Genomic DNA, 18,763 nt, shown 5'->3' with positions numbered 1-18,763 from the left:
GTCTCGTCAGAAGCGGAATACGAATGCGTACATCAGCAGCGTGTTCACGGCCAGCAGCAGCACGGCGGTCGGCCACTGCGCCTTGATCACGCCGTTCTTGTCCTTCAGTTCGAGCAACGCGGCCGGCACGATGTTGAAGTTCGCGGCCATCGGCGTCATCAGCGTACCGCAGAAGCCGCTCAACATCCCGATCGCGCCCATGATCGCCGGGTTGCCGTGAAACTGGTGGACGATCAACGGCAGGCCGATGCCGGCCGTCATCACCGGGAACGCGGCGAACCCGTTGCCCATGATCATCGTGAACAGCGCCATGCCGACCGTGTAGGCGGCGACGACCGCGAACGGCGAATCGATCGGCACCCATTCCCTCACGAGCCCCGACACCACGCCGCCGACGCCCGCGACCGCGAACAGCGCGCCGAGCGCCGCGAGCATCTGCGGCAGGATCGCGGCCCAGCCGACCGCGTCCATCGTGTGACGCGCTTCCTTCAGCGCATGCACCGGCGAATCGCGCAGCATCGCGAGCGCGACGGCGAACGCGACGAGCGTGCCGAGCACGAGCGAGATCAGCGTCACGCTCTTCGGATCGACGAACGGCACCAGCTTCAGCGCGAACGTGCCGATCAGCGTGACGAGCGGAATCAGCAGCGCCGGAAGGAACAGCCGGTTGCCGAAGCGCAGCGCTTTCGCGTCGCGTCGCGCGGCCGCCGCATCGCCGGCTTCGTCCGACTTGCCGCGCCCGAGCTTGCCGGAGCCCGCGATCAATGCGAGTGCGATCGCGAGACAGCCCGTCACGAAGTGCGGCAGCAGCGCGCCGAACAGGAACGTGAGCGCGTAGATCGCCCAGAACGCGAAATTGACGACACGGCGCGGGTTCGTGCGGTCCGTCAGGTTGAAGCACGCGAACGCGGCGAACATCAGGCCGGCGAGCGTGTACAGCGGTTCGAGGCCGATCATCGCGCGCCCTCCCGCCCGAATGCGCCGAAGCCGCGCGAGAGCCGGTGATCGAGCAGTGCGAGCCGCGTGCAGTGGATCAGCAGCGCCGCGATCGCCGTCGGAATCGCCCAGACCGACAGGTGCAGCGGCTCGATCGCGATTCCGTTCTGTTCGAGAAAGCCCTTGATCAGCAGGATCGACTGGATCGCGATGAAGATGTCCTCGCCGAAGAACACGGCGACGTTGTCGGCGGCCGATGCGTGCGCGCGGATCTGCTGGCGCACAGATTCAGGCAGGTCGCCGAGCCGGCTGACGGCCGCGGCTTCCGCCATGGGCGCGATCAGCGGGCGCACCATCTGCGCGTGGCCGCCGAGCGACGTGAGGCCGAGCGCGGCCGTCACCTGACGCAGCACGAAGTACAGCATCAGCACGCGCCCGGTGGTCGCCGCGTGCACGCGCGAGATCATCCGCTTCGCCTGCTCCTTGAGCCCGTTGCGCTCGAGCAACGCGATCACCGGCAGCGTCAGCCAGATCAGACCCATGTAGCGGTTGTCGGTGAACGCCTTGCCGAACGCGCTGACGATATCGACGACATTCATGCCGCCCGCCAGCCCCGTCGCGAGGCCCGCGATCGTCACCACCAGCAGCGCGTTAAAGCGCAGCGCGAAACCGATCACGACGATCGGCACCCCAATCAGCACCAGCATTGCCCCTCCTTGTGATGGATGCGCGGTGCCGTGAAGGCCCGCCGCCCTGCCCGGTTTCGACCGGTTCAGGCGGCAAAATCTAACACGAGACTTTATCGATAAAAAGTCGACAATTTGAAGTTTCGGGTAAACGTTGAAATCGCCGCGACGTTGCGTCGGCCAAGTGTTCGCGCCCTTTCGGCCAACCATTCGCGACGGGCGGCCACAACGCCCCGGCTCGCACGTCGCGGCCGGCGTGCCGGCGGCGGCCCGCGCCCGGCGCGCCCGCCGCGCATGGCGGAGCGCCGGTGCGCCGACTACACTGGAAGGCATCCGCAACGTTCGGGAGAGCCGCCATGATTGACGTATTCCAGACCATCGGCAGCCGCGCGTTCTCCGCTCATCTGGCGAAGGACGGGATGGTGACGCTGATGGAGCAACGCCACGAGGTCGATCGCGTGACGCTCGCGACCGCCTATGCCGCGCTCGTCGAGGAAGCGGAGCAGGAAGCCGACCTGCTCGACGCAACGGTCGAAGGAATGATGCGCGCGCTGATCCAGGGATACGCGCGCAGCCATTGAACGGCTGAACGCGCACCGGGCGCGGTATGCCGGCCCGCGCGGCCGGCTTGCCGGCGCCGGTGCCAGCGCGTGCGCCCGTGCCGCGCGCGCCTCCTTCCCGGCGAAAACGACCGCACGGCGGCGGATCGCCGCGCCGCCACATCGTCCCGCCCACGGCTGTCCGGCCGCCCGCCGGCGGCAAAATCCCGCCCGACCATAGAAGAAAGGGTCGGAAACGATGCAATGCGCAATTTTTTCGATTGCCGCCGCTCGCGCCGCATGACAGCATTCGGGCGTCGCCAATCGAAAAGAATTCCGTGCCGCCCGCTCGTCGATGCCGTTCCGCGGCGCCGAGGCACCGCCTTTCATGAACCCGGCCCATTTCCAACACTACGAACCGACCGGAGTATCCCGCTTGTGAACATCGGCATCGTCAACGACCTCCCGCTTGCCGTCGAGGCGATGCGCCGTGCGCTCGCGCACCGGCCCGAGCATCGCGTGCTGTGGGTCGCGACCGACGGCGCGCAGGCCGTCGAACTGTGCGCCGCGCAACCGCCCGACGTCGTGTTGATGGACTTGATCATGCCGAAGTTCGACGGCATCGAGGCGACGCGGCGGATCATGCGTTCCGGCCGCCCGTGCGCGATCCTGATCGTGACGAGTTGCATCGGCGCGAACGCGTGGCGCGTGTTCGAGGCGATGGGCGCCGGCGCGCTCGACGCGGTCGACACGCCGCGCCTCGGCGAAGGCGCGGGCGGCGACACCGCGCGGTTGCTGCTCGCGAAGATCGACCAGATCGGCCGCCTGCTCGATGCGCCCGGCTCAGTCCATGCGGCCGGCCCGGCCTCGCGCATGCGCGGCGGCCCGCTGATCGCGATCGGCGCATCCGCCGGCGGACCCGGCGCGCTCGCCTCGATCCTCGGCAGCCTGCCGGCCGATTTCAACGCACCGATCGTGATCGTCCAGCACGTCGATCGCGCGTTCGCCGAAGGGATGGCGCATTGGCTCGACGGCCAGACGCCGCTGGCGGTGCGCGTCGCGCACGAAGGCGACCGCCCTCAGCCGGGCGTCGCGCTGCTCGCGGCAACCGACGATCATCTGCGCATCACGCGCACCGGCACGCTCGAATACACGCGCGAACCGGCCGCCACACCGTACCGGCCGTCGGTCGACGTGTTCTTCAACAGCGTGACCGAGCACTGGCCGGGCCGCGCGATCGGCGTGCTGCTGACCGGCATGGGACGCGACGGCGCGATCGGCCTGAAGGCACTGCGGATGAAGGGCTGCCACACGATCGCGCAGGACGAGGCGACGAGCGCCGTCTACGGCATGCCGAAGGCGGCGGCGACGCTCGGTGCCGCGCGCGCGATCCTGCCGCTCGAGCGCATCGCGGGCGAACTGATCGCACTCGCACGGATCTGAGCCCGATGAAACCCTGTCACACCCGTCGCTGCCATGGCGCGACCCGGCATCAATCATGACTAGCGACTTCACCCGCCCGCCCGGCGGCCTGCATGCGGCGTTCGACGCCGCGCACACAGCACCCGCGCCACACGCCGACGCCCCCGCGATGGTCCTGCTGGTCGACGACCAGACGATCGTCGCGGAAGCCATCCGGCGCGCGCTCATCGACGAAGACGGCATCGACTTCCACTACTGCCCGCGCTCGGACGACGCACTGGCGAGCGCGATCGAGACGCGGCCGACCGTGATCCTGCAGGATCTCGTGATGCCCGGCACCGACGGGCTGAGCCTCGTGAAGGCGTACCGCGCGAATCCGGCGACGCGCGACGTGCCCATCATCGTGCTGTCGACGCAGGAGGAGCCGGTGATCAAGAGCGCCGCGTTCGCGGCCGGCGCGAACGACTACCTCGTGAAACTGCCCGATCGCATCGAGCTGATCGCGCGAATCCGCTATCACTCGCGCTCGTACATGAACCTGCTGCAGCGCGACGAGGCGTATCGCGCGTTGCGGCAATCGCAGCAGCAACTGCTCGAGGCCAATCTCGAACTGCGGCGCCTCACGCATTCGGATGGGCTGACCGGGCTGTCGAACCGCCGCTATCTCGACGAATACCTGGCCGCCGAATGGCGGCGCGGCACGCGCGAGCGCAGCGAGCTGTCGCTGCTGATGATCGACGTCGACAACTTCAAGCTGTACAACGACACGTACGGCCACGTGTCGGGCGACAGCGTGCTCAAGCAGGTCGCGGCCACCATCGAACGCTGTCTCGGGCAGGCCGGCGATCTCGCCGCGCGTTTCGGCGGCGAGGAGTTCGCGGTCGTGATGCCGGCCACGTCGCCGGGCGCCGCGCGGCTGCTCGGCGAGAAAATCCGCCTCGCGGTCGAGTCGCTGCGGCTCGAGCATGCGCACTCGTCGACGGGCCGCTACGTGACGATCAGCATCGGCGGCGCGAGCATCGTGCCGGCCGCGGGCCTGCCGACGACGTCGCTGATCGAGGCGGCCGACCGCGCGCTCTACCGCGCGAAGCACGACGGCAAGAATCGCGTGGAGATCGATGCGCCGCCCGCAGCGCCGGCGCCCACTTCCCCGCCGGCAGGCGGCGGTTTCGCGTGACCTAGACGGCGACGAGCCGGCGCGCGTAGTCGACGGGATCGAGCGGCCGGCCGAACAGGTAGCCCTGCTGCATGTCGCAGCCGATCTGCTGCAGGAACCACGACTGCGCCTGGGTTTCGACACCTTCCGCGGTGACTTTCATCCCGAGCGAATGCGCCATCGCGACGACGGCCTGCGTGATCGCGACCGAGTCGCGATGATCGGGCACGCCCGACACGAACGAACGGTCGACCTTCAGGTTGTGCAGCGGAAAACGCTTCAGGTATGCGAGCGACGAATAACCGGTGCCGAAGTCGTCGACCGAGATCCGCACGTTCATGTCCGTGAGCGCCTCGAGCATCGGCAGCACGGTGTCCGTATCGTTCATCAGCAGTCCTTCGGTAATCTCCAGCTCGAGTGCTCCGGGATCGAGCCGCGTCTGCTCGAGGCAGCGGTCGACCGACTCGACGAGCCCTTCGTGGAACTGCCGCGGCGACAGGTTGACCGCCACCATCAGGTCGGGGGCGATCGTGCGGCGCCATTCGGCGGCCTGCCGGCAGGCCGTCTCGAGCACCCACTGGCCGATCGCGACGATGAGCCCGGTATCTTCGGCGACCGGGATGAATTCCGCCGGCGACATCGGCCCGAGCTCGGGGCTCGTCCAGCGCAGCAGCGCTTCCGCGCCGACCGTGCGGCCGCTGCGCGCGTCGACCACCGGCTGGTAGGCGAGCCGCAGCGCATCCGACGCGATCGCGCGCCGCAGCGACTGCTCGATCGCGAAGCGGCGCTGCAGGCGCAGGCTCAACTGCGCGGTGAAGAACGTGAAGTGGTTGCGGCCGCGCTGCTTCGCGTCGTACATCGCGGAATCGGCGTTGCGCATCAGCGTGGTCGCATCGTCGCCGTCGCGCGGTGCGACGCTGATCCCGATCGACACGCCGAGCCAGTACTCGTTGTTCGCGATCGCGAACGGCTTCGCGATCGTATCGATCACCTCGCGTGCGAGCACGGCGAGTTCGTCGGGGGCGTCGCAGTCGTCGACGAGGATCACGAACTCGTCGCCGCCGACACGCGTGAGCGCGTGGCGCCCGCCCGCGCACGCCGCGAGGCGCGCCGCGACGCTGCGCAGCAGCGCGTCGCCGGCGTCATGGCCGGCCGTGTCGTTGACCTTCTTGAAGCCGACGAGATCGATGAACAGGATCGCGACACGCGCAGGCCCCGCCGCCGCATCGCGCGCGCCGAACAGCTCGCGCATCCGGTCGGCGAGCCAGCGCCGGTTGTACAGGCCCGTGAGCGCGTCGCGTGTCGCCAGATAGCGCAGCTGTTGCTGCGCTTCGCGCACGGGGCCGATGTCGTGAAACGACATGAGTACCGATTCAGGCCGCGTTTCGCCCGGCTTCACGATCGGCACCGCGTTGCCGCGAACCCAGATGACGTCACCGTCGGCGAGCCCGAAGCCGACCGAGTAGTCAAGCTGCGGCATCGCCATCGTGAGCGCACGCCGGCTCGGCCATTCGTCGGGCGCGATCGGCGTGCCGTCCTCGTACAGCTTGTACAGGATCACGGTCGACAGCCGGCGGCCGACGAGGTCGCCCTTCACGCGCATCATCCGGTTCGCGCTCGGATTGCTCGCAACCACCACGCCATCGGGCGACACGACGACAATCCCTTCGTTCAGGCTGTTGACGACCAGGCGGTGATGTTCCTCGCTGCGCGCGAGCTGTCGCGCGATCGAGTCCTGATGCACCGCGAGGCCGACGCTGTTGCCGATATCGCGCAGCAGGTCGGTTTCCGCGTCCGTGGGGCGCCGCGGCGCGCGATGATAGACGGCGAACGCGCCGAGCACGGTGCCCGTGTCGTCCATGAACGGCACCGACCAGCACGCGCGCAGGCCGAACGGCAACGCGAACGATCGGAACTCGGCCCACAGCGGATCGGTTTCGATGTCCTCGACGGCGATCATCCGCCGCTCGTACATCGCCGTGCCGCACGAGCCCGCGGCAGGCCCGATCGATGCGCCGTCGATCGCCGCGCTGTACTGCGCGGGAAGCGACGGCGCGGCGCCGACGTGTACGTGCACGCCATCCGCATCGAGCAGCAGGATCGTGCACGACGCGCCGTCGCCGAGCAGCGCCTCGGCGCGCCGGCATACCTCGACGAGCAGTTCCGGCAAAGGTGTGTTGCGCGTGATCAGCCTCAGCACGCTCTGCTCGGACGCGAGCACTTCCGCCGCGAGGCCGAGGCTGTAGCGAGAACTTTGCGGTTCAGTATTCAAGACGAATCCTGCCGTCAGTTCGACCGGGTCTGATGCGCCCGATTCGTTGGTGATGCTTCGTGCCGTTTCCGCAGCCGGTCGGCGTGCGCCGGTGCGTCCCCATTCGGGCGCGCCCCTGACGCGCACCACAATACATTTAATACCAATCCGTGCCGGGCTGCGCGTCCGCGCGCATCAGGGCTTACGCGCGGTCGCGGCGGCCCGCCGCCGTGACCGATTCATCCGATGATTGCGGCGCACGGCCGCGCGTCCTCCTCTGACGGCTCGCCCGCGACGCCCCGCCGCGCTCACTCCCCGACGAATCGCAATTGCTCCGACTCCCCCATCAGCAATGCACGATTCGCGTCCGCCGCCGCGCGCAGGTAATCCCACAGCGCCGTCACGCGGCGCAGCTTGCGCAGATCCTCGCGACAAGTCAGCCAGAAGCAGCGCGTGACCACCACGTCGTCCGCCAGCACCGGCACCAGCGCCGGCTGCGTGGCGGCCATGAAGCACGGCAGGATCGCGAGCGCGCCGCCCTGCAGCGCGGCGAACACCTGCGCGATCACGCTCGTCGTGCGCAAGCCGGCGGCCGCGCCCGGCACCGCGCGCTCGAGGTACAGCAGCTCGCTGCTGAACGCGAGGTCGTCGACGTAGCTGATGAACGCATGCCGCGCGAGATCGTCCGTGCAGGTGATCGGCGCGTGGTTCGCCATATAGTCGCGCGTCGCATAGAGCCGCAACTGGTAGTCGCACAGCTTCGTGGCCACGTAAGGCCCGCGTTCGGGCCGCTCGAGCGTGATCGCCAGATCGGCCTCGCGCTTCGGCAGGTTGACGAAATGCGGGACCGGCAGCAGATCGACCGTCACGTGCGGATGCGCGACGCGAAACCGCGCAAGCTGCGGCGCAAGGAAAAAGCAGCCGAACCCTTCCGTCGACCCGATCCGCACGTGGCCCGACAGCGCCTCGCCGGTATTCGCGACCTGGTCGCACGCGGACTGCACGGTCGTCTCCATCGCGTCCGCATACGCGACGAGCCGCTGCCCCTCGGCCGTCAGCGTGAAACCGCCGGAGCGCGACTTGTCGAACAGCAGCGTGCCCATCGCGGTCTCCAGCGCGCGAATGCGCCGCGCGACGGTCGTGTAGTCGACCCCCAGGCGCTTCGCCGCCCCGCTCGCGCGCTGCGTGCGGGCGACTTCGAGAAAGAAGCGCAGGTCGTCCCAGTTCAGGTTGCCGGAAACCGGCTCGGTGGCGTGTCGCATCGACGGGAAAAAGGGGCAGGAGTCTCCGGGCCGGCCGTCGATATGCATAAATGCACATCCAACCGGTTTTCTTGTCGGTACATCGTGGATCCGCGCATAACTATACTCGACCGTGACCTGCGGACCATGAGCCGCGGGCAACAAATATGGAGACACCATGCAGACGCGATCCACCCTCGATGAGCATGCAGCCATCGCGACGCCGGCGCCCGCCCGCACCGCGAGGCACTACCTGCTGGCCGGCTGGGCCAGCATGGCCGGCACCACGATCGAGTGGTACGACTTCTTCCTCTACGGCACCGCCGCCGCGCTCGTGTTCAACCGCATCTTCTTTCCGTCGCTCGACCCCGTCGTCGGCACGCTCGCCGCGTTCGGCACGTTCGCGGTCGGCTTCATCGGGCGGCCGATGGGCGGCATCGTGTTCGGCCATTTCGGCGACCGCATCGGCCGCAAGTCGATGCTGATGATCACGCTGCTGCTGATGGGCGTGCCGAGCATGATCATCGGGTTGATCCCGTCGTACGAGCGCATCGGCTACTGGGCCGCCGCGCTGTTGATCGCGATGCGCTTCCTGCAGGGGATGGCGGTCGGCGGCGAATGGGGCGGCGCGGTGCTGATGGCGGTCGAACACGCGCCGAAGGGCCGCAAGGGGCTGTTCGGCAGCCTGCCGCAGACGGGTGTCGGGCTCGGGCTGATCCTGTCGTCGGTCGCGATGGCGGCGGTGGCCGCGCTGCCGGAAGCCGACATGCTGTCCTGGGCCTGGCGCGTGCCGTTCCTCGCGAGCATCGCGCTCGTCGGCCTCGGCTGGTTCATTCGCGCGAAGGTGCCGGAATCGCCGGACTTCGAGAAGGTGCAGCGCCTGGGCAAGGCCGAGAAGTCGCCGGTGACGGCCGCGCTGCGCCGCCATCCGCGCGAGGTGCTGACGATCGTCGGCGCACGCGCCGCGGAGAACACATGGTTCTACATGGTCGTCACGTTCGCGCTTGCGTATGCGACGCAGCAGCTGCACTTGCCGAAGGCCGAGATGCTGCACGCGATCACGGCCGGCGCGGCGCTGTCGCTGGTCACGATGCCGCTGTGCGGGCATCTCAGTGACCGCATCGGCCAGCGCCGGATGTTCGCGATCGGCCTCGTGCTGATGTGCGCGTTCGCGGCGCCGTTCTTCATGATGCTCGGCACGCAGCAGACGTCTTACGCATGGTGGGCGATCGTGCTCGGCCTCGGCGTCGTGTTCCCGATTCTCTATGCGCCCGAGTCGCTGCTGTTCGCGCAGCAGTTCCCGGCGGAAATCCGCTACAGCGGCATCTCGCTGTCGGTGCAGCTCGCCGGCGTGATCGGCGGCGGCTTCGCGCCGATGATCGCGACGTCGCTGCTCAAGGCCGGCGGCGGCCAGCCGCACTACGTGGTCGCGTATCTCGTCGGCTTCGGCGTGTTCGCGCTCGTGTGCACCGCGCTGATGCGTCCGGCACGGACCTGAGCGCATCGGCCGCACGCCGGCCCGCCTTTACCCGTTTTCCATTCGACCTGCCGTCCGCCGTCGCCCGACGCGCGACGGACGCAGGCCACCCTTTTTCCTCGCATCACCGTTTCCCGGAGATTTCCATGAACGCCGCAGTTCCCCAGACCACCCTCGCCCTGCCCACCGCCAAGCTGCTGATCGACGGCGCGTTCGTCGAGTCGCAAAGCACCGAATGGGGCGACATCGTCAACCCCGCGACGCAGGAAGTGATCGGCCGCGTGCCGTACGCGACACTCGACGAGGTCGATGCCGCGATCGCGTCCGCGCAGCGCGCGTTCCAGACCTGGAAGACGACGCCGATCGGCACGCGGCTGCGCATCATGCTGAAGTTCCAGGATCTGGTGCGCCGCAATCTCGAACGGATCGCACACACGCTGACGGCCGAGCAGGGCAAGACGCTGCCCGATGCGCAAGGCGACATCTTCCGCGGCCTCGAAGTGGTCGAGCACGCGTGCTCGATCGGCACGCTGCAGCAAGGCGAGTTCGCGGAGAACGTCGCGGGCGGCGTCGACACGTACACGCTGCGCCAGCCGATCGGTGTGTGCGCGGGCATCACGCCGTTCAACTTCCCCGGCATGATCCCGCTGTGGATGTTCCCGATGGCGATCGTGTGCGGCAACACGTTCGTGCTGAAGCCGTCCGAACAGGATCCGCTGTCGACGATGCAGCTCGTCGAGCTCGCGATCGAAGCCGGCGTGCCGCAAGGCGTGCTGAACGTCGTGCACGGCGGCAAGACCGTGGTCGACCGCCTCTGCACGCATCCGGACATCAAGGCGATCTCGTTCGTCGGCTCGACGCGCGTCGGCACGCACGTGTACAACCTCGGCAGCCAGCACGGCAAGCGCGTGCAGTCGATGATGGGCGCGAAGAACCACGCGGTCGTGCTGCCCGATGCGCATCGCGAGCAGTCGATCAACGCGCTGGTCGGCGCGGGCTTCGGCGCGGCCGGCCAGCGCTGCATGGCGACGTCGGTCGTCGTGCTGGTCGGCAACGCGCGCGACTGGCTGCCCGATCTGGTCGAGAAGGCGAAGGCGCTGAAGGTCAACGCCGGCGCCGAAGCCGGCACGGACGTCGGCCCGGTCGTGTCGAAGGCGGCGAAGGCGCGCATCCTGTCGCTGATCGACGCGGGCGTGAAGGAAGGCGCGACGCTGCTGCTCGACGGCCGCGACGTGAAGGTGCCCGGCTACGAGCACGGCAACTTCGTCGGCCCGACGATCTTCTCCGGGGTGACGACGGACATGTCGATCTACACGGAAGAAATCTTCGGGCCGGTGGTGGTCGTGATGGAAGTCGATACGCTCGACGAAGCGATCGCACTCGTGAATCGCAACCCGATGGGCAATGGCGTGGGCCTCTTCACGCAGAGCGGCGCGGCCGCGCGCAAGTTCCAGAGCGAGATCGACGTCGGCCAGGTCGGCATCAACATCCCGATTCCGGTGCCGGTGCCCTACTTCAGCTTCACCGGCTCGCGCGGCTCCAAGCTCGGCGATCTCGGCCCGTACGGCAAGCAGGTCGTGCAGTTCTACACGCAGACGAAGACGGTCACCGCGCGCTGGTTCGACGACGACGCGACGGCCGGCGGCGTGAATACGACGATCGCGCTGCGCTGAGTGCGACGGATGGCGCCGGGCCGAGTGTTGGAGGGCTGGGGGCCGGGCGACTGCGAAGCATGGGATCGGGCAAAGTGCTGAAGCACCGGGGCCGGGAGATCGCGAAGCATGGGACCGGACCAAGTGCTGAAGCGCCAAGTCCGGTCGACCGCGAAGCATGGAGCCGGACCAAGCGCTGAAGCGCCAAGTCCGGTCGACCGCGAAGCATGGGACCGGACCAAGTGCTGAAGCGCCAAGTCCGGTCGACCGCGAAGCATGGGACCGGACTAAGCGCTAAAGCGCCAAGTCCAGTCGACCGCGAAGCATGGAACCGGACCAAGCGCTGAAGCGCCAAGTCCGGTCGACCGCGAAGCATGGGACCGGACTAAGCGCTAAAGCGCCAAGTCCGGTCGACAAAGGAACCTGTACATGGAAATTGCATTCATCGGACTCGGCAACATGGGCGGCCCCATGGCCGCCAACCTGCTCAAGGCCGGCCACGCATTGACGGTGTTCGACCTCGACAAGAACGCAGTCGACACCGCCGTGCACGCCGGCGCGACGGCCGCTGCATCGCCGCGCAACGCGGCTGCTCGCGCATCGCTGGTGATCACGATGCTGCCGGCCGCGCAGCACGTGCGCGAGGTTTATCTCGGCGACGACGGCGTACTGGCCGGCGCGCGCGCCGGCGCGACGTTCGTCGACTGCAGCACGATCGACCCGGGCACCGCCCGCGCGGTCGCCGACGCCGCCGCGCAGCGCGACTTCCCGCTCGCCGATGCGCCGGTGTCCGGCGGCACCGGCGGCGCGCAGGCCGGCACGCTGACCTTCATGGTCGGCGCGGAACGCGCGCTGTTCGAGCGCATCCGCCCGGTATTGCTCGACATGGGCAAGAACGTCGTGCACTGCGGCGGCACGGGCACCGGGCAAATCGCGAAGATCTGCAACAACCTGCTGCTCGGGATCTCGATGATGGGCGTATCCGAAGCAATGGCGCTCGGCGCCGCGCTCGGCATCGATCCGGCCGTGCTGGCCGGCATCATCAACACGTCGACCGGCCGCTGCTGGAGCTCGGACACGTATAACCCGTACCCGGGCGTGAATGACGCGGCGCCCGCCGCGCGCGGCTATTCAGGCGGCTTCGCGGCGAACCTGATGCTGAAGGATCTCGGGCTCGCGACCGAAGCCGCGCGTGGCGCACGGCAGCCGGTGTGGATGGGCGCGCTCGCGCAGCAGCTTTATCAGTCGATGAGTCAGCAGGGGCTCGGGACGCTCGACTTCTCCGCGTGCGTGAAGCTGTACGAAGCGCAGCCCGCGTAACGCGGCCCACGGACGTGCGCCGACCCGCGATGCCCGTCAACGGCATCGCGGGTCGATTCACTTCCGTAACAGCGCGGGGAGCTGGCGGCGCGGCGCTTATCCGCGCGGGTTCGACGCCGTCTCGAAGGTCGGATGGCACTCGAACGCGAGTTCCGAGCGCGCGTCGACGCGGCTGCCGCCGGTCACCGACTCCTGCTTCAGGCTCGCGCGCATGCCGCGCTGCGTGCAGTAGTTGGTCGCTTCGTTGACCGCTTTTTCATGGGCGTCGGCCCATGTCGTCGACACGCCGAGCGTGCGTGTCGTCACGGTGAAGACGTTCGGGTTCGACGTCGCGGTCACGTCGGAAGCGGTCGAACACGCGGCGAGCAAGCATGCAGCGGCCGCGATGGTCAACCCTCGCAGGGATCGAAAAGGTACAGGGATGGACATGGGGGCAAGCGCGCGTCGATTCGACGGCATTGAGCAACATAGGCGACAGTATGCCTGCTGAATCGCCGGAGATCATGCCCTTTTCGCTGAACACATTGTTTCGAATGGTTAAACGATCGCTGCATCGGGGCAAGATGTGCGGCCCGAAAACGCGACCATGCGCCCGTTCTCATCGGTCAATACGGGCGCACGGCCGCAGCGATGCCAGTCGACTCGCGGGTTGGCGCCGACGTTCCTGACGGGCTCGACCGCAGCCGGCGGAATCGCGTTCGCATGCGCGATCGGTGACGTCGGCGGCTTTAACTGCGCTTGCTTCATCGGCTGGCTGCGCGACACGCTCGATGCGATATGCGCGGGCCCGCATGGCTTCGTCGCGTGCATGCCGATCCCTCGTGCGCTCGCGTATCTGGCGAAACTGCTGAACCGCTGATTCACACCACGCACCGTGCGTTGTACCGCGATGCACGCCGCGCGCGATTGAACGGCCACCTTCATATCGATGCGCACGCAACGATATGCGCGCAGAACGTCTGCCCCGTCCTCGCGAATCGGGAGCAACGCACAACGCACCGCGTTTGAAACGGTTTGCTGCGCGTGTCGCTCTCTTCATCGCTGCGCCGCCTTTTTTACAAGCGCGCCGTCTCGACGCACACGATCGGACGCCGCACGCAACTGCGGCGCCTGTTCACACCTCCGCCATACGGACGCCCGCGCCGAATTCGCCATGCGGGCACGTCGCTTGCGTCATCCATGCGCCCGCCGCCCCGGCGGACGGCAATTTCTTCCTTCAATCCGGCGCTGCGTACCGTGCGATCCGTCGCGCGGCGACACCGCATCGCAATCAGGTTCCCTGAACGAGAGGACGACAATGAAATCCATTCGAACGATAGCGGCCCTGTGCTCGGTCATTTCCGTGCTCGCGGCCTGCGGCGGAGACGGCAACGACGTCGGCACCGAACTCGGCATCTCGAAACCGCAGGCGCGCTTCATCAACGCGGTGCCGGCCGGCCCGAATCTCGACTACTACCTGAATGCGAAGGTCGATGCGTCGGGTGTCGCGTACAAGGGCGTGACCCGCTATCACGACATCGATTCCGGCACGCAGACGGCGAGCTACGACGTCTCCGGCACGACCGCGACGGTCGCGTCGCAATCCTTCGGCGCGGCGAACGGCCATCACTACACCACGATCGCGTTGCCGAGCACGTCGTCGGCGATCTCGGTGATCGACGATCCGTTCGACAAGAAACTCCTGTCCGACAAGGCGCGCGTGCGCAGCTTCAACGCATCGCCGAATGCGCAGAACCTCGACGTGTACGTCGTGCCTCCCGGCACCGACATCAACTCGCAAAGCCCGACGCTGGCGGGCGCCGCGTACCAGAACGCCGTGCCCGCATCCGGACAGGACTCGGTCTACCTGAACGGCGGCAATTACCAGGTGATTGTCACAACGGCCGGCAGCAAGACGCCGATCTTGACGACGGCGCCGGTCAACATCGGTAACAATGCCGACTGGCTGCTGGTGACGATCCCGTCGGGCGGTATCGGTGACGTGACGCCGAACGACGTGCACGTACTCGTCGCGCAAGGCAACGATGCGGACACCTCCGCGCAGGAACTCGGCCCGCAATAACCGCCAGCCCCGGGCCGCCGCCCGGCGGTCCGCGCGGCGGCCCTCGACACGTCAGTCGATCCGCTCGAAGCGGATCACGTGCTCGGCACGCGTGCCGTCGCCGTGCTCGACATCGACGTCGCCCACATGCCGGACGCGCCAGCCCGGCCGCGTCGCGATCTGCGGCATGTTGCCGCCCGGCCGGCTTTCGATGCCACCGAGGCCTTCGTCCGGCGTGTCGACCGCGTCGTCGAGCGACGCGTTCGAATAGATCACGTTGTCGTGCCACTCGGTCGCGCCGGTGCGCGCCTCCATGCCCTTGCCGTCGACGTCGACCGTGTTGTCCGTCATCGCCATGTTGGCGTTGTCCAGCGTGACGATCCGGCCGGCCGCACGACGCACCGGGTCGCCGCTGTCGACCGCATGCGCGTCGACGTCGATCGGCGGCAGGCCGGTCGGCGTTTTCCCAGCAACCGCCTCAGGCGTCAGCGGCCGCTTCGCGGCCTCGGCGGTCTCTGTAGCCTGGGTCGCCGCGTCCGGCATGTCGCCGGCCGCCGGCGTCTTCACCGGGCTCTTCTCGATCTGTTTGCGCTGCTGTTCCGGGGTTGGATTCGATTCCGCGTTCTGCATCGCACCTCCTGTTCCCCACCGCGTGCGCCGGCATGATGCGGCCGGCGCCGCTCCGGGAATCGCTACAAACGTCCTTGCAAATCTTTCACGCGCAGCGCGCCGGCCCGCGCGTCCGCAGACGCACGTACCGGAACGCCGTCACGGCGGCATGCGGGCGAACTGCCCGCGCACGCCGCCCGCCGTGGTCAATCAGCCGCCGCTTGCGCCGGTCGGCCCGGATGCCGCGCCCGGCATGCTCGCCGCACTGCCGGCCGCGCCGCTGCCCGGCATGCCCGATGGCGCAGTCGACGGCGCCGGCGCCATGCCGCCGGTGGCGCTCGTGTCCGAGCTCGCGCCGGTGCCGGTGTCGCTCTTTTTCTGACAACCCGCCCCCGCCGCCAGACCGGCGATCAGGATGCCGGCGAAGACGGCCCGCGATACGTGACGAATGGAATATCGCTGCATGACACCTCCGCTGATGTCGATGTGGATGGAGCCCTTCAATACGCAATTCGCATGCCGCGCGGCGAATCCTTCCCCATTCATTTTTCAAATGACGTTCAGCCGAATATTTAATTTCCCATCGCTGCGGCGGCCGCCCATACTCGCGAACATATCCGCGACATAACGCCTGCGGCCGCGCCGCCGGTTCGCGCCGCGTAAATGGAAGGAGACGACGCGTGCCGCCATTCAGCGCGAAGACGCCGTTCCGCCGGCTTCTCGACGCGGCCAGCGCGGGCAACGTGTACCGGCTGACTGCCGATCGCAAACGGCAATACGACGCGTGCCGGGACGATCACATCGGCGTCGCCTGCGCTCGACACTGAACGCCGCATTTGGGGTGCGCTCGATGAGAATCCTGGCAATCAACGCCAACACGACCGGGTCGATCACCGACGCGATCACCACGCGGGCGCGCGCCGCCGCGTCCGAAGCGGATCGTCGGCCGGCCGGTCGCCTTCGCCGAACGACGGCCCGCGCAAACGCGTAGCGACATGCGGGACGCACCGGAGCCGAACGGTCCTCCCCTCGACGCGCGCGACGCCCCAGGCGCGCTCGACGTGCTGGACGCGCGGCTGATGCGCATCCTGCTCGTGCTGCTCACCGAGCGCACCGTGTCGCGCGCGGCCGTGCGTCTGAACATGTCTCAGCCGGCGACGAGTGCCGCGCTCAAGCGCCTGCGCACGCTGCTCGGCGATCCACTGCTGGTGCGCAGCCGCTACGGGATGGTTCCGACCGAGTTCGGCGCGCGGCTGATCGAGCCGCTGCGCAACGCGCTGCGTGTGATCGACTTCATCCGCAACCAGCAGCCGACCTTCGATGCGCGCACGTCGGTGCGCACCTACCGGATCGGCTGCCCCGACTACCTGAACGTGCTGTTCGTGCCGAAGCTCGTCGCGCTGTTCCGCGAGCGCGCACCGAACGCGCAGCTCGTGTTCCATCCGCTCGGCGACGGTTTCGACGACGAGCGTGCGCTCGCCGACGGCGAACTCGACGTCGTAATAGACAACCGCCCGGCCCGCTCGTCGCGGTTCCGGCAGGACGACCTGTTCGACGATCGCGTCGTATGCCTGATGCGCGCGACCCATCCACTGGCGCGACGCGCCGCGATGACGCCCGCCGAATTCGCGCAGGCGCCGCAGCTGTGCCCGACGCCGTCGTGGCTCGAAGCATCCGGCGCGATCGACCGGCAGCTCGAACGCGTCGGACTGCAGCGGCGGATCGTCGTCACGCTGCCGCACTTCGAACTCGCCGCGCATGCGCTGGTGCGCTCCGATCTGATCCTGACCACCACGTACCGGCTCGCGCGGCACTACGCGAAGCTGCTGCCGCTCGGCGCGGTTGGGCTGCCGATCGAGCCGCCCGACATCGTGTACCGGATGACGTGGAACGAAGCGGGATCTTGCGTGGAGGGCGTGCGCTGGCTGCGCGCACTGATCGCCGAAGCGACGCGCGGCTGGCTCGAAGCGGAAGCCGCACGACCGGCCGTCGCGGCGGTCGCCGCGAACGCGGATGCGCTCGCACGAACGAATGCGCCGCTCGCCGATGCCCCGGCCGAACCGACTCGGCGCGCGCGCCGCCGGCAAGTGACGCATTGCGGCGCATCGCGGCGACCGCACGTCGCGCGTGCGGCACGCATCCATCGCGTCGCAACGAAGTCGCGCTGAAATCACGGCTTGCGTCACGCATCGGTTGCGCAAGCAACGTGTATGCAACAACGGCGGCAGCGTGCGCGTGCGCGAGCGCGCCACTCATCGTCAGCGCGGCAGCGAATCCTGCCGCGAAAGCCGCGGGGGCCGCACTTGCGCGAACGAGCGAATAAGCATTTCGCGATTCGATGTTTGCCGGCGCGAAACCGATTCCGTAATCTGCCGGCAACCGCGCGGCCTGCGCGCGGCTCACCGAGGACCCACCGCCGATGACTTCTCCCGCCGCCCCGGCTCGCCGCCGCGCCCTGCTTCGCGTGGCCGCGCTGGCCGCCGCACCGCTGGCCGGCACCGCCGCACTGCCCGTGCGCGCGGCCGGCCCCGACCTGTCGAACGTCACGCTGGTGCTCGGCGACCAGGCCGGCGGCCTGCGCGCGCTGGCCGAAGCCGCGCGCGTACTCGACGGCGTACCGTACCGGTTTCGCTGGGCGAATTTCCAGGGCGCGGCGCCGCTGTTCGAAGCGCAGCGCGCAGGCGCGATCGATCTCGCGCCGGCCGGCGACCTGCCCGTGTTGACGGCCGCGCTCGGCGATCCGGCGCTGCGGATCGTCGCGACGCGTGTCGGCTCGCCGACGTCGCTCGGCATCGTCGTGCAGCCCGATTCGCCGGTGCGTACCGTCGCCGATCTGAAGGGGCGCACCGTCGTCGTGTCGTCGGCGCGAGGCAGCATCTCCCAATACCAGCTGTACGGCGCGCTGCGCGAACACGGTCTCGCACCGGGCGACGTCGACGTGCGCTTCGTGTTGCCCGTCGATGCGTTCGCCGCATTCGAGGCCAGGCAGATCGGCATCTGGGCGACCTTCGATCCGTACTACGGGCATGTGGTGCGACGCGGTGCGCGCGTGGTGCGCGACGGCAGCGGCATCAACTCGGGACTCGCGTTTCTCACGTCGCCGGTCGATACGCTGAACGATCGCGCGAAACGCGCTGCGCTCGCCGACGTGCTCGCGCGGCTCACGCGCGCCGGCCAATGGGCACTGGCGCACCCCGTCGATTACGCAGCCGTCTATGCATCGCTCACGCGCCTGCCGAGCGATGCGGCCGCCGACATCGTCCGCCGCGCGCCGCTCGCGCAGCGCGGCGTCACCGGCGCGGACATCGACGTGCTGCAGCGCGTCGCCGACCGCGCGGCGGCGGATGCGATCCTGCCTAAACGGGTCGACGTCGCATCGATCGCGATCCGGAATCTGGCTGCGCCTGAGGCGGGCTAGGACGGCAAGCGGACG

At 68.5% G+C, this 18,763-nt stretch carries 18 protein-coding genes; 12 read left to right on the top strand and 6 right to left on the bottom strand.

Annotated features, from left to right (window positions below):
• Positions 1-6: 6 nt before the first annotated feature.
• Positions 7-957 carry a DUF979 domain-containing protein gene (locus WS51_RS03630; protein ID WP_059450650.1) on the bottom strand — a complete coding sequence of 317 codons (951 nt, stop codon included), beginning with the start codon at positions 955-957 and terminating at the stop codon, positions 7-9.
• A complete protein-coding gene (locus WS51_RS03625; RefSeq protein ID WP_059540793.1) occupies positions 954-1,643 on the bottom strand; it encodes a DUF969 domain-containing protein in 690 nt (229 codons plus the stop codon). The genes WS51_RS03630 and WS51_RS03625 overlap by 4 nt, the downstream gene beginning before the upstream one ends.
• 335 nt (positions 1,644-1,978) lie before the next feature.
• On the opposite strand from WS51_RS03625, the gene WS51_RS03620 reads away from it, so the two are divergent.
• The 3 genes from WS51_RS03620 to WS51_RS03610 all read left to right on the top strand — a co-directional run bounded on the left by WS51_RS03620 (position 1,979) and on the right by WS51_RS03610 (position 4,760).
• Positions 1,979-2,203, top strand: coding sequence for a hypothetical protein (locus tag WS51_RS03620; RefSeq protein WP_047901264.1), 225 nt, complete (start codon positions 1,979-1,981; stop codon positions 2,201-2,203).
• A gap of 396 nt (positions 2,204-2,599) precedes the next feature.
• Positions 2,600-3,604: a chemotaxis response regulator protein-glutamate methylesterase gene (gene cheB, locus WS51_RS03615; RefSeq protein WP_069228606.1), complete on the top strand. Its 1,005-nt coding sequence runs from the start codon at positions 2,600-2,602 to the stop codon at positions 3,602-3,604.
• A gap of 55 nt (positions 3,605-3,659) precedes the next feature.
• Positions 3,660-4,760, top strand: a complete 1,101-nt coding sequence (locus WS51_RS03610; RefSeq protein WP_059450653.1) for a diguanylate cyclase domain-containing protein — start codon at positions 3,660-3,662, stop codon at positions 4,758-4,760.
• 1 nt (position 4,761) lies between these two features.
• On the opposite strand, the gene WS51_RS03605 is transcribed toward WS51_RS03610, so the two are convergent.
• Together WS51_RS03605 and WS51_RS03600 are read right to left on the bottom strand one after the other, a co-directional pair.
• Positions 4,762-7,011, bottom strand: coding sequence for a putative bifunctional diguanylate cyclase/phosphodiesterase (locus WS51_RS03605; protein ID WP_069228605.1), 2,250 nt, complete (start codon positions 7,009-7,011; stop codon positions 4,762-4,764).
• A gap of 287 nt (positions 7,012-7,298) precedes the next feature.
• Entirely contained in the window at positions 7,299-8,252 is a 954-nt protein-coding gene (locus WS51_RS03600; RefSeq protein WP_059869438.1) for a LysR family transcriptional regulator, read from the bottom strand.
• Positions 8,253-8,409: 157 nt separating this feature from the next.
• Here WS51_RS03600 and WS51_RS03595 point away from each other — a divergent pair, with 157 nt between their 5' ends.
• The 3 genes from WS51_RS03595 (at position 8,410) to mmsB (ending at position 12,680) form a co-directional block, all read left to right on the top strand.
• A complete protein-coding gene (locus tag WS51_RS03595; RefSeq protein ID WP_059540785.1) occupies positions 8,410-9,729 on the top strand; it encodes an MFS transporter in 1,320 nt (439 codons plus the stop codon).
• Positions 9,730-9,854: 125 nt separating this feature from the next.
• Positions 9,855-11,381, top strand: a complete 1,527-nt coding sequence (locus tag WS51_RS03590; protein ID WP_059808191.1) for a CoA-acylating methylmalonate-semialdehyde dehydrogenase — start codon at positions 9,855-9,857, stop codon at positions 11,379-11,381.
• A 408-nt stretch (positions 11,382-11,789) separates the two neighbouring features.
• Complete coding sequence (mmsB, locus tag WS51_RS03585) at positions 11,790-12,680, top strand: 3-hydroxyisobutyrate dehydrogenase (protein WP_059799175.1); 891 nt, start codon at positions 11,790-11,792, stop codon at positions 12,678-12,680.
• Between the two features lie 96 nt (positions 12,681-12,776).
• On the opposite strand, the gene WS51_RS03580 is transcribed toward mmsB, so the two are convergent.
• A complete protein-coding gene (locus tag WS51_RS03580; RefSeq protein ID WP_059450859.1) occupies positions 12,777-13,109 on the bottom strand; it encodes a hypothetical protein in 333 nt (110 codons plus the stop codon).
• 157 nt (positions 13,110-13,266) lie between these two features.
• Here WS51_RS03580 and WS51_RS03575 point away from each other — a divergent pair, with 157 nt between their 5' ends.
• Together WS51_RS03575 and WS51_RS03570 are read left to right on the top strand one after the other, a co-directional pair.
• Positions 13,267-13,539 carry a hypothetical protein gene (locus WS51_RS03575; protein WP_155773563.1) on the top strand — a complete coding sequence of 91 codons (273 nt, stop codon included), beginning with the start codon at positions 13,267-13,269 and terminating at the stop codon, positions 13,537-13,539.
• Positions 13,540-13,977: 438 nt separating this feature from the next.
• The gene (locus WS51_RS03570) at positions 13,978-14,742 is read left to right on the top strand and encodes a DUF4397 domain-containing protein (RefSeq protein ID WP_059450857.1); all 765 of its coding nucleotides are present in this window, start codon (positions 13,978-13,980) and stop codon (positions 14,740-14,742) included.
• Positions 14,743-14,793: 51 nt separating this feature from the next.
• Here the strand turns inward: WS51_RS03570 and WS51_RS03565 are convergent, their stop codons facing one another.
• Positions 14,794-15,351, bottom strand: coding sequence for a DUF3005 domain-containing protein (locus WS51_RS03565; RefSeq protein WP_059450856.1), 558 nt, complete (start codon positions 15,349-15,351; stop codon positions 14,794-14,796).
• Between the two features lie 148 nt (positions 15,352-15,499).
• Between WS51_RS03565 and WS51_RS32785 the strand changes: the two genes are divergently transcribed.
• The 4 genes from WS51_RS32785 to WS51_RS03550 all read left to right on the top strand — a co-directional run bounded on the left by WS51_RS32785 (position 15,500) and on the right by WS51_RS03550 (position 18,748).
• Positions 15,500-15,712, top strand: a complete 213-nt coding sequence (locus tag WS51_RS32785) for a hypothetical protein (protein WP_155647468.1) — start codon at positions 15,500-15,502, stop codon at positions 15,710-15,712.
• 298 nt (positions 15,713-16,010) lie between these two features.
• The gene (locus WS51_RS31915; RefSeq protein WP_155628196.1) at positions 16,011-16,157 is read left to right on the top strand and encodes a hypothetical protein; all 147 of its coding nucleotides are present in this window, start codon (positions 16,011-16,013) and stop codon (positions 16,155-16,157) included.
• 168 nt (positions 16,158-16,325) lie between these two features.
• Positions 16,326-17,498, top strand: coding sequence for a LysR family transcriptional regulator (locus WS51_RS03555; RefSeq protein WP_069228603.1), 1,173 nt, complete (start codon positions 16,326-16,328; stop codon positions 17,496-17,498).
• A 251-nt stretch (positions 17,499-17,749) separates the two neighbouring features.
• Positions 17,750-18,748 carry an ABC transporter substrate-binding protein gene (locus WS51_RS03550; RefSeq protein ID WP_059944058.1) on the top strand — a complete coding sequence of 333 codons (999 nt, stop codon included), beginning with the start codon at positions 17,750-17,752 and terminating at the stop codon, positions 18,746-18,748.
• Positions 18,749-18,763: the final 15 nt, after the last annotated feature.

This window comes from Burkholderia territorii (assembly GCF_001718335.1).
In the GTDB taxonomy this organism is placed as follows: domain Bacteria; phylum Pseudomonadota; class Gammaproteobacteria; order Burkholderiales; family Burkholderiaceae; genus Burkholderia; species Burkholderia territorii.
The sequence above is the reverse complement of the archived record's forward strand: the minus strand, read 5'-3'. Positions and strand labels throughout refer to the sequence as shown.

Excerpts from the sequence above, each read along its gene's own strand:
- WS51_RS03630 (WP_059450650.1), bottom strand. The coding sequence starts at position 957 with ATGATCGGCCTCGAACCGCTGTACACGCTCGCCGGCCTGATGTTCGCC.
- WS51_RS03625 (WP_059540793.1), bottom strand. The coding sequence starts at position 1,643 with ATGCTGGTGCTGATTGGGGTGCCGATCGTCGTGATCGGTTTCGCGCTG.
- WS51_RS03620 (WP_047901264.1), top strand. The coding sequence starts at position 1,979 with ATGATTGACGTATTCCAGACCATCGGCAGCCGCGCGTTCTCCGCTCAT.
- WS51_RS03610 (WP_059450653.1), top strand. The coding sequence starts at position 3,660 with ATGACTAGCGACTTCACCCGCCCGCCCGGCGGCCTGCATGCGGCGTTC.
- WS51_RS03600 (WP_059869438.1), bottom strand. The coding sequence starts at position 8,252 with ATGCGACACGCCACCGAGCCGGTTTCCGGCAACCTGAACTGGGACGAC.
- WS51_RS03595 (WP_059540785.1), top strand. The coding sequence starts at position 8,410 with ATGCAGACGCGATCCACCCTCGATGAGCATGCAGCCATCGCGACGCCG.
- WS51_RS03590 (WP_059808191.1), top strand. The coding sequence starts at position 9,855 with ATGAACGCCGCAGTTCCCCAGACCACCCTCGCCCTGCCCACCGCCAAG.
- mmsB (WP_059799175.1), top strand. The coding sequence starts at position 11,790 with ATGGAAATTGCATTCATCGGACTCGGCAACATGGGCGGCCCCATGGCC.
- WS51_RS03580 (WP_059450859.1), bottom strand. The coding sequence starts at position 13,109 with ATGTCCATCCCTGTACCTTTTCGATCCCTGCGAGGGTTGACCATCGCG.
- WS51_RS03575 (WP_155773563.1), top strand. The coding sequence starts at position 13,267 with ATGCGCCCGTTCTCATCGGTCAATACGGGCGCACGGCCGCAGCGATGC.
- WS51_RS03570 (WP_059450857.1), top strand. The coding sequence starts at position 13,978 with ATGAAATCCATTCGAACGATAGCGGCCCTGTGCTCGGTCATTTCCGTG.
- WS51_RS03565 (WP_059450856.1), bottom strand. The coding sequence starts at position 15,351 with ATGCAGAACGCGGAATCGAATCCAACCCCGGAACAGCAGCGCAAACAG.
- WS51_RS32785 (WP_155647468.1), top strand. The coding sequence starts at position 15,500 with ATGCGGGCGAACTGCCCGCGCACGCCGCCCGCCGTGGTCAATCAGCCG.
- WS51_RS03555 (WP_069228603.1), top strand. The coding sequence starts at position 16,326 with ATGCGGGACGCACCGGAGCCGAACGGTCCTCCCCTCGACGCGCGCGAC.
- WS51_RS03550 (WP_059944058.1), top strand. The coding sequence starts at position 17,750 with ATGACTTCTCCCGCCGCCCCGGCTCGCCGCCGCGCCCTGCTTCGCGTG.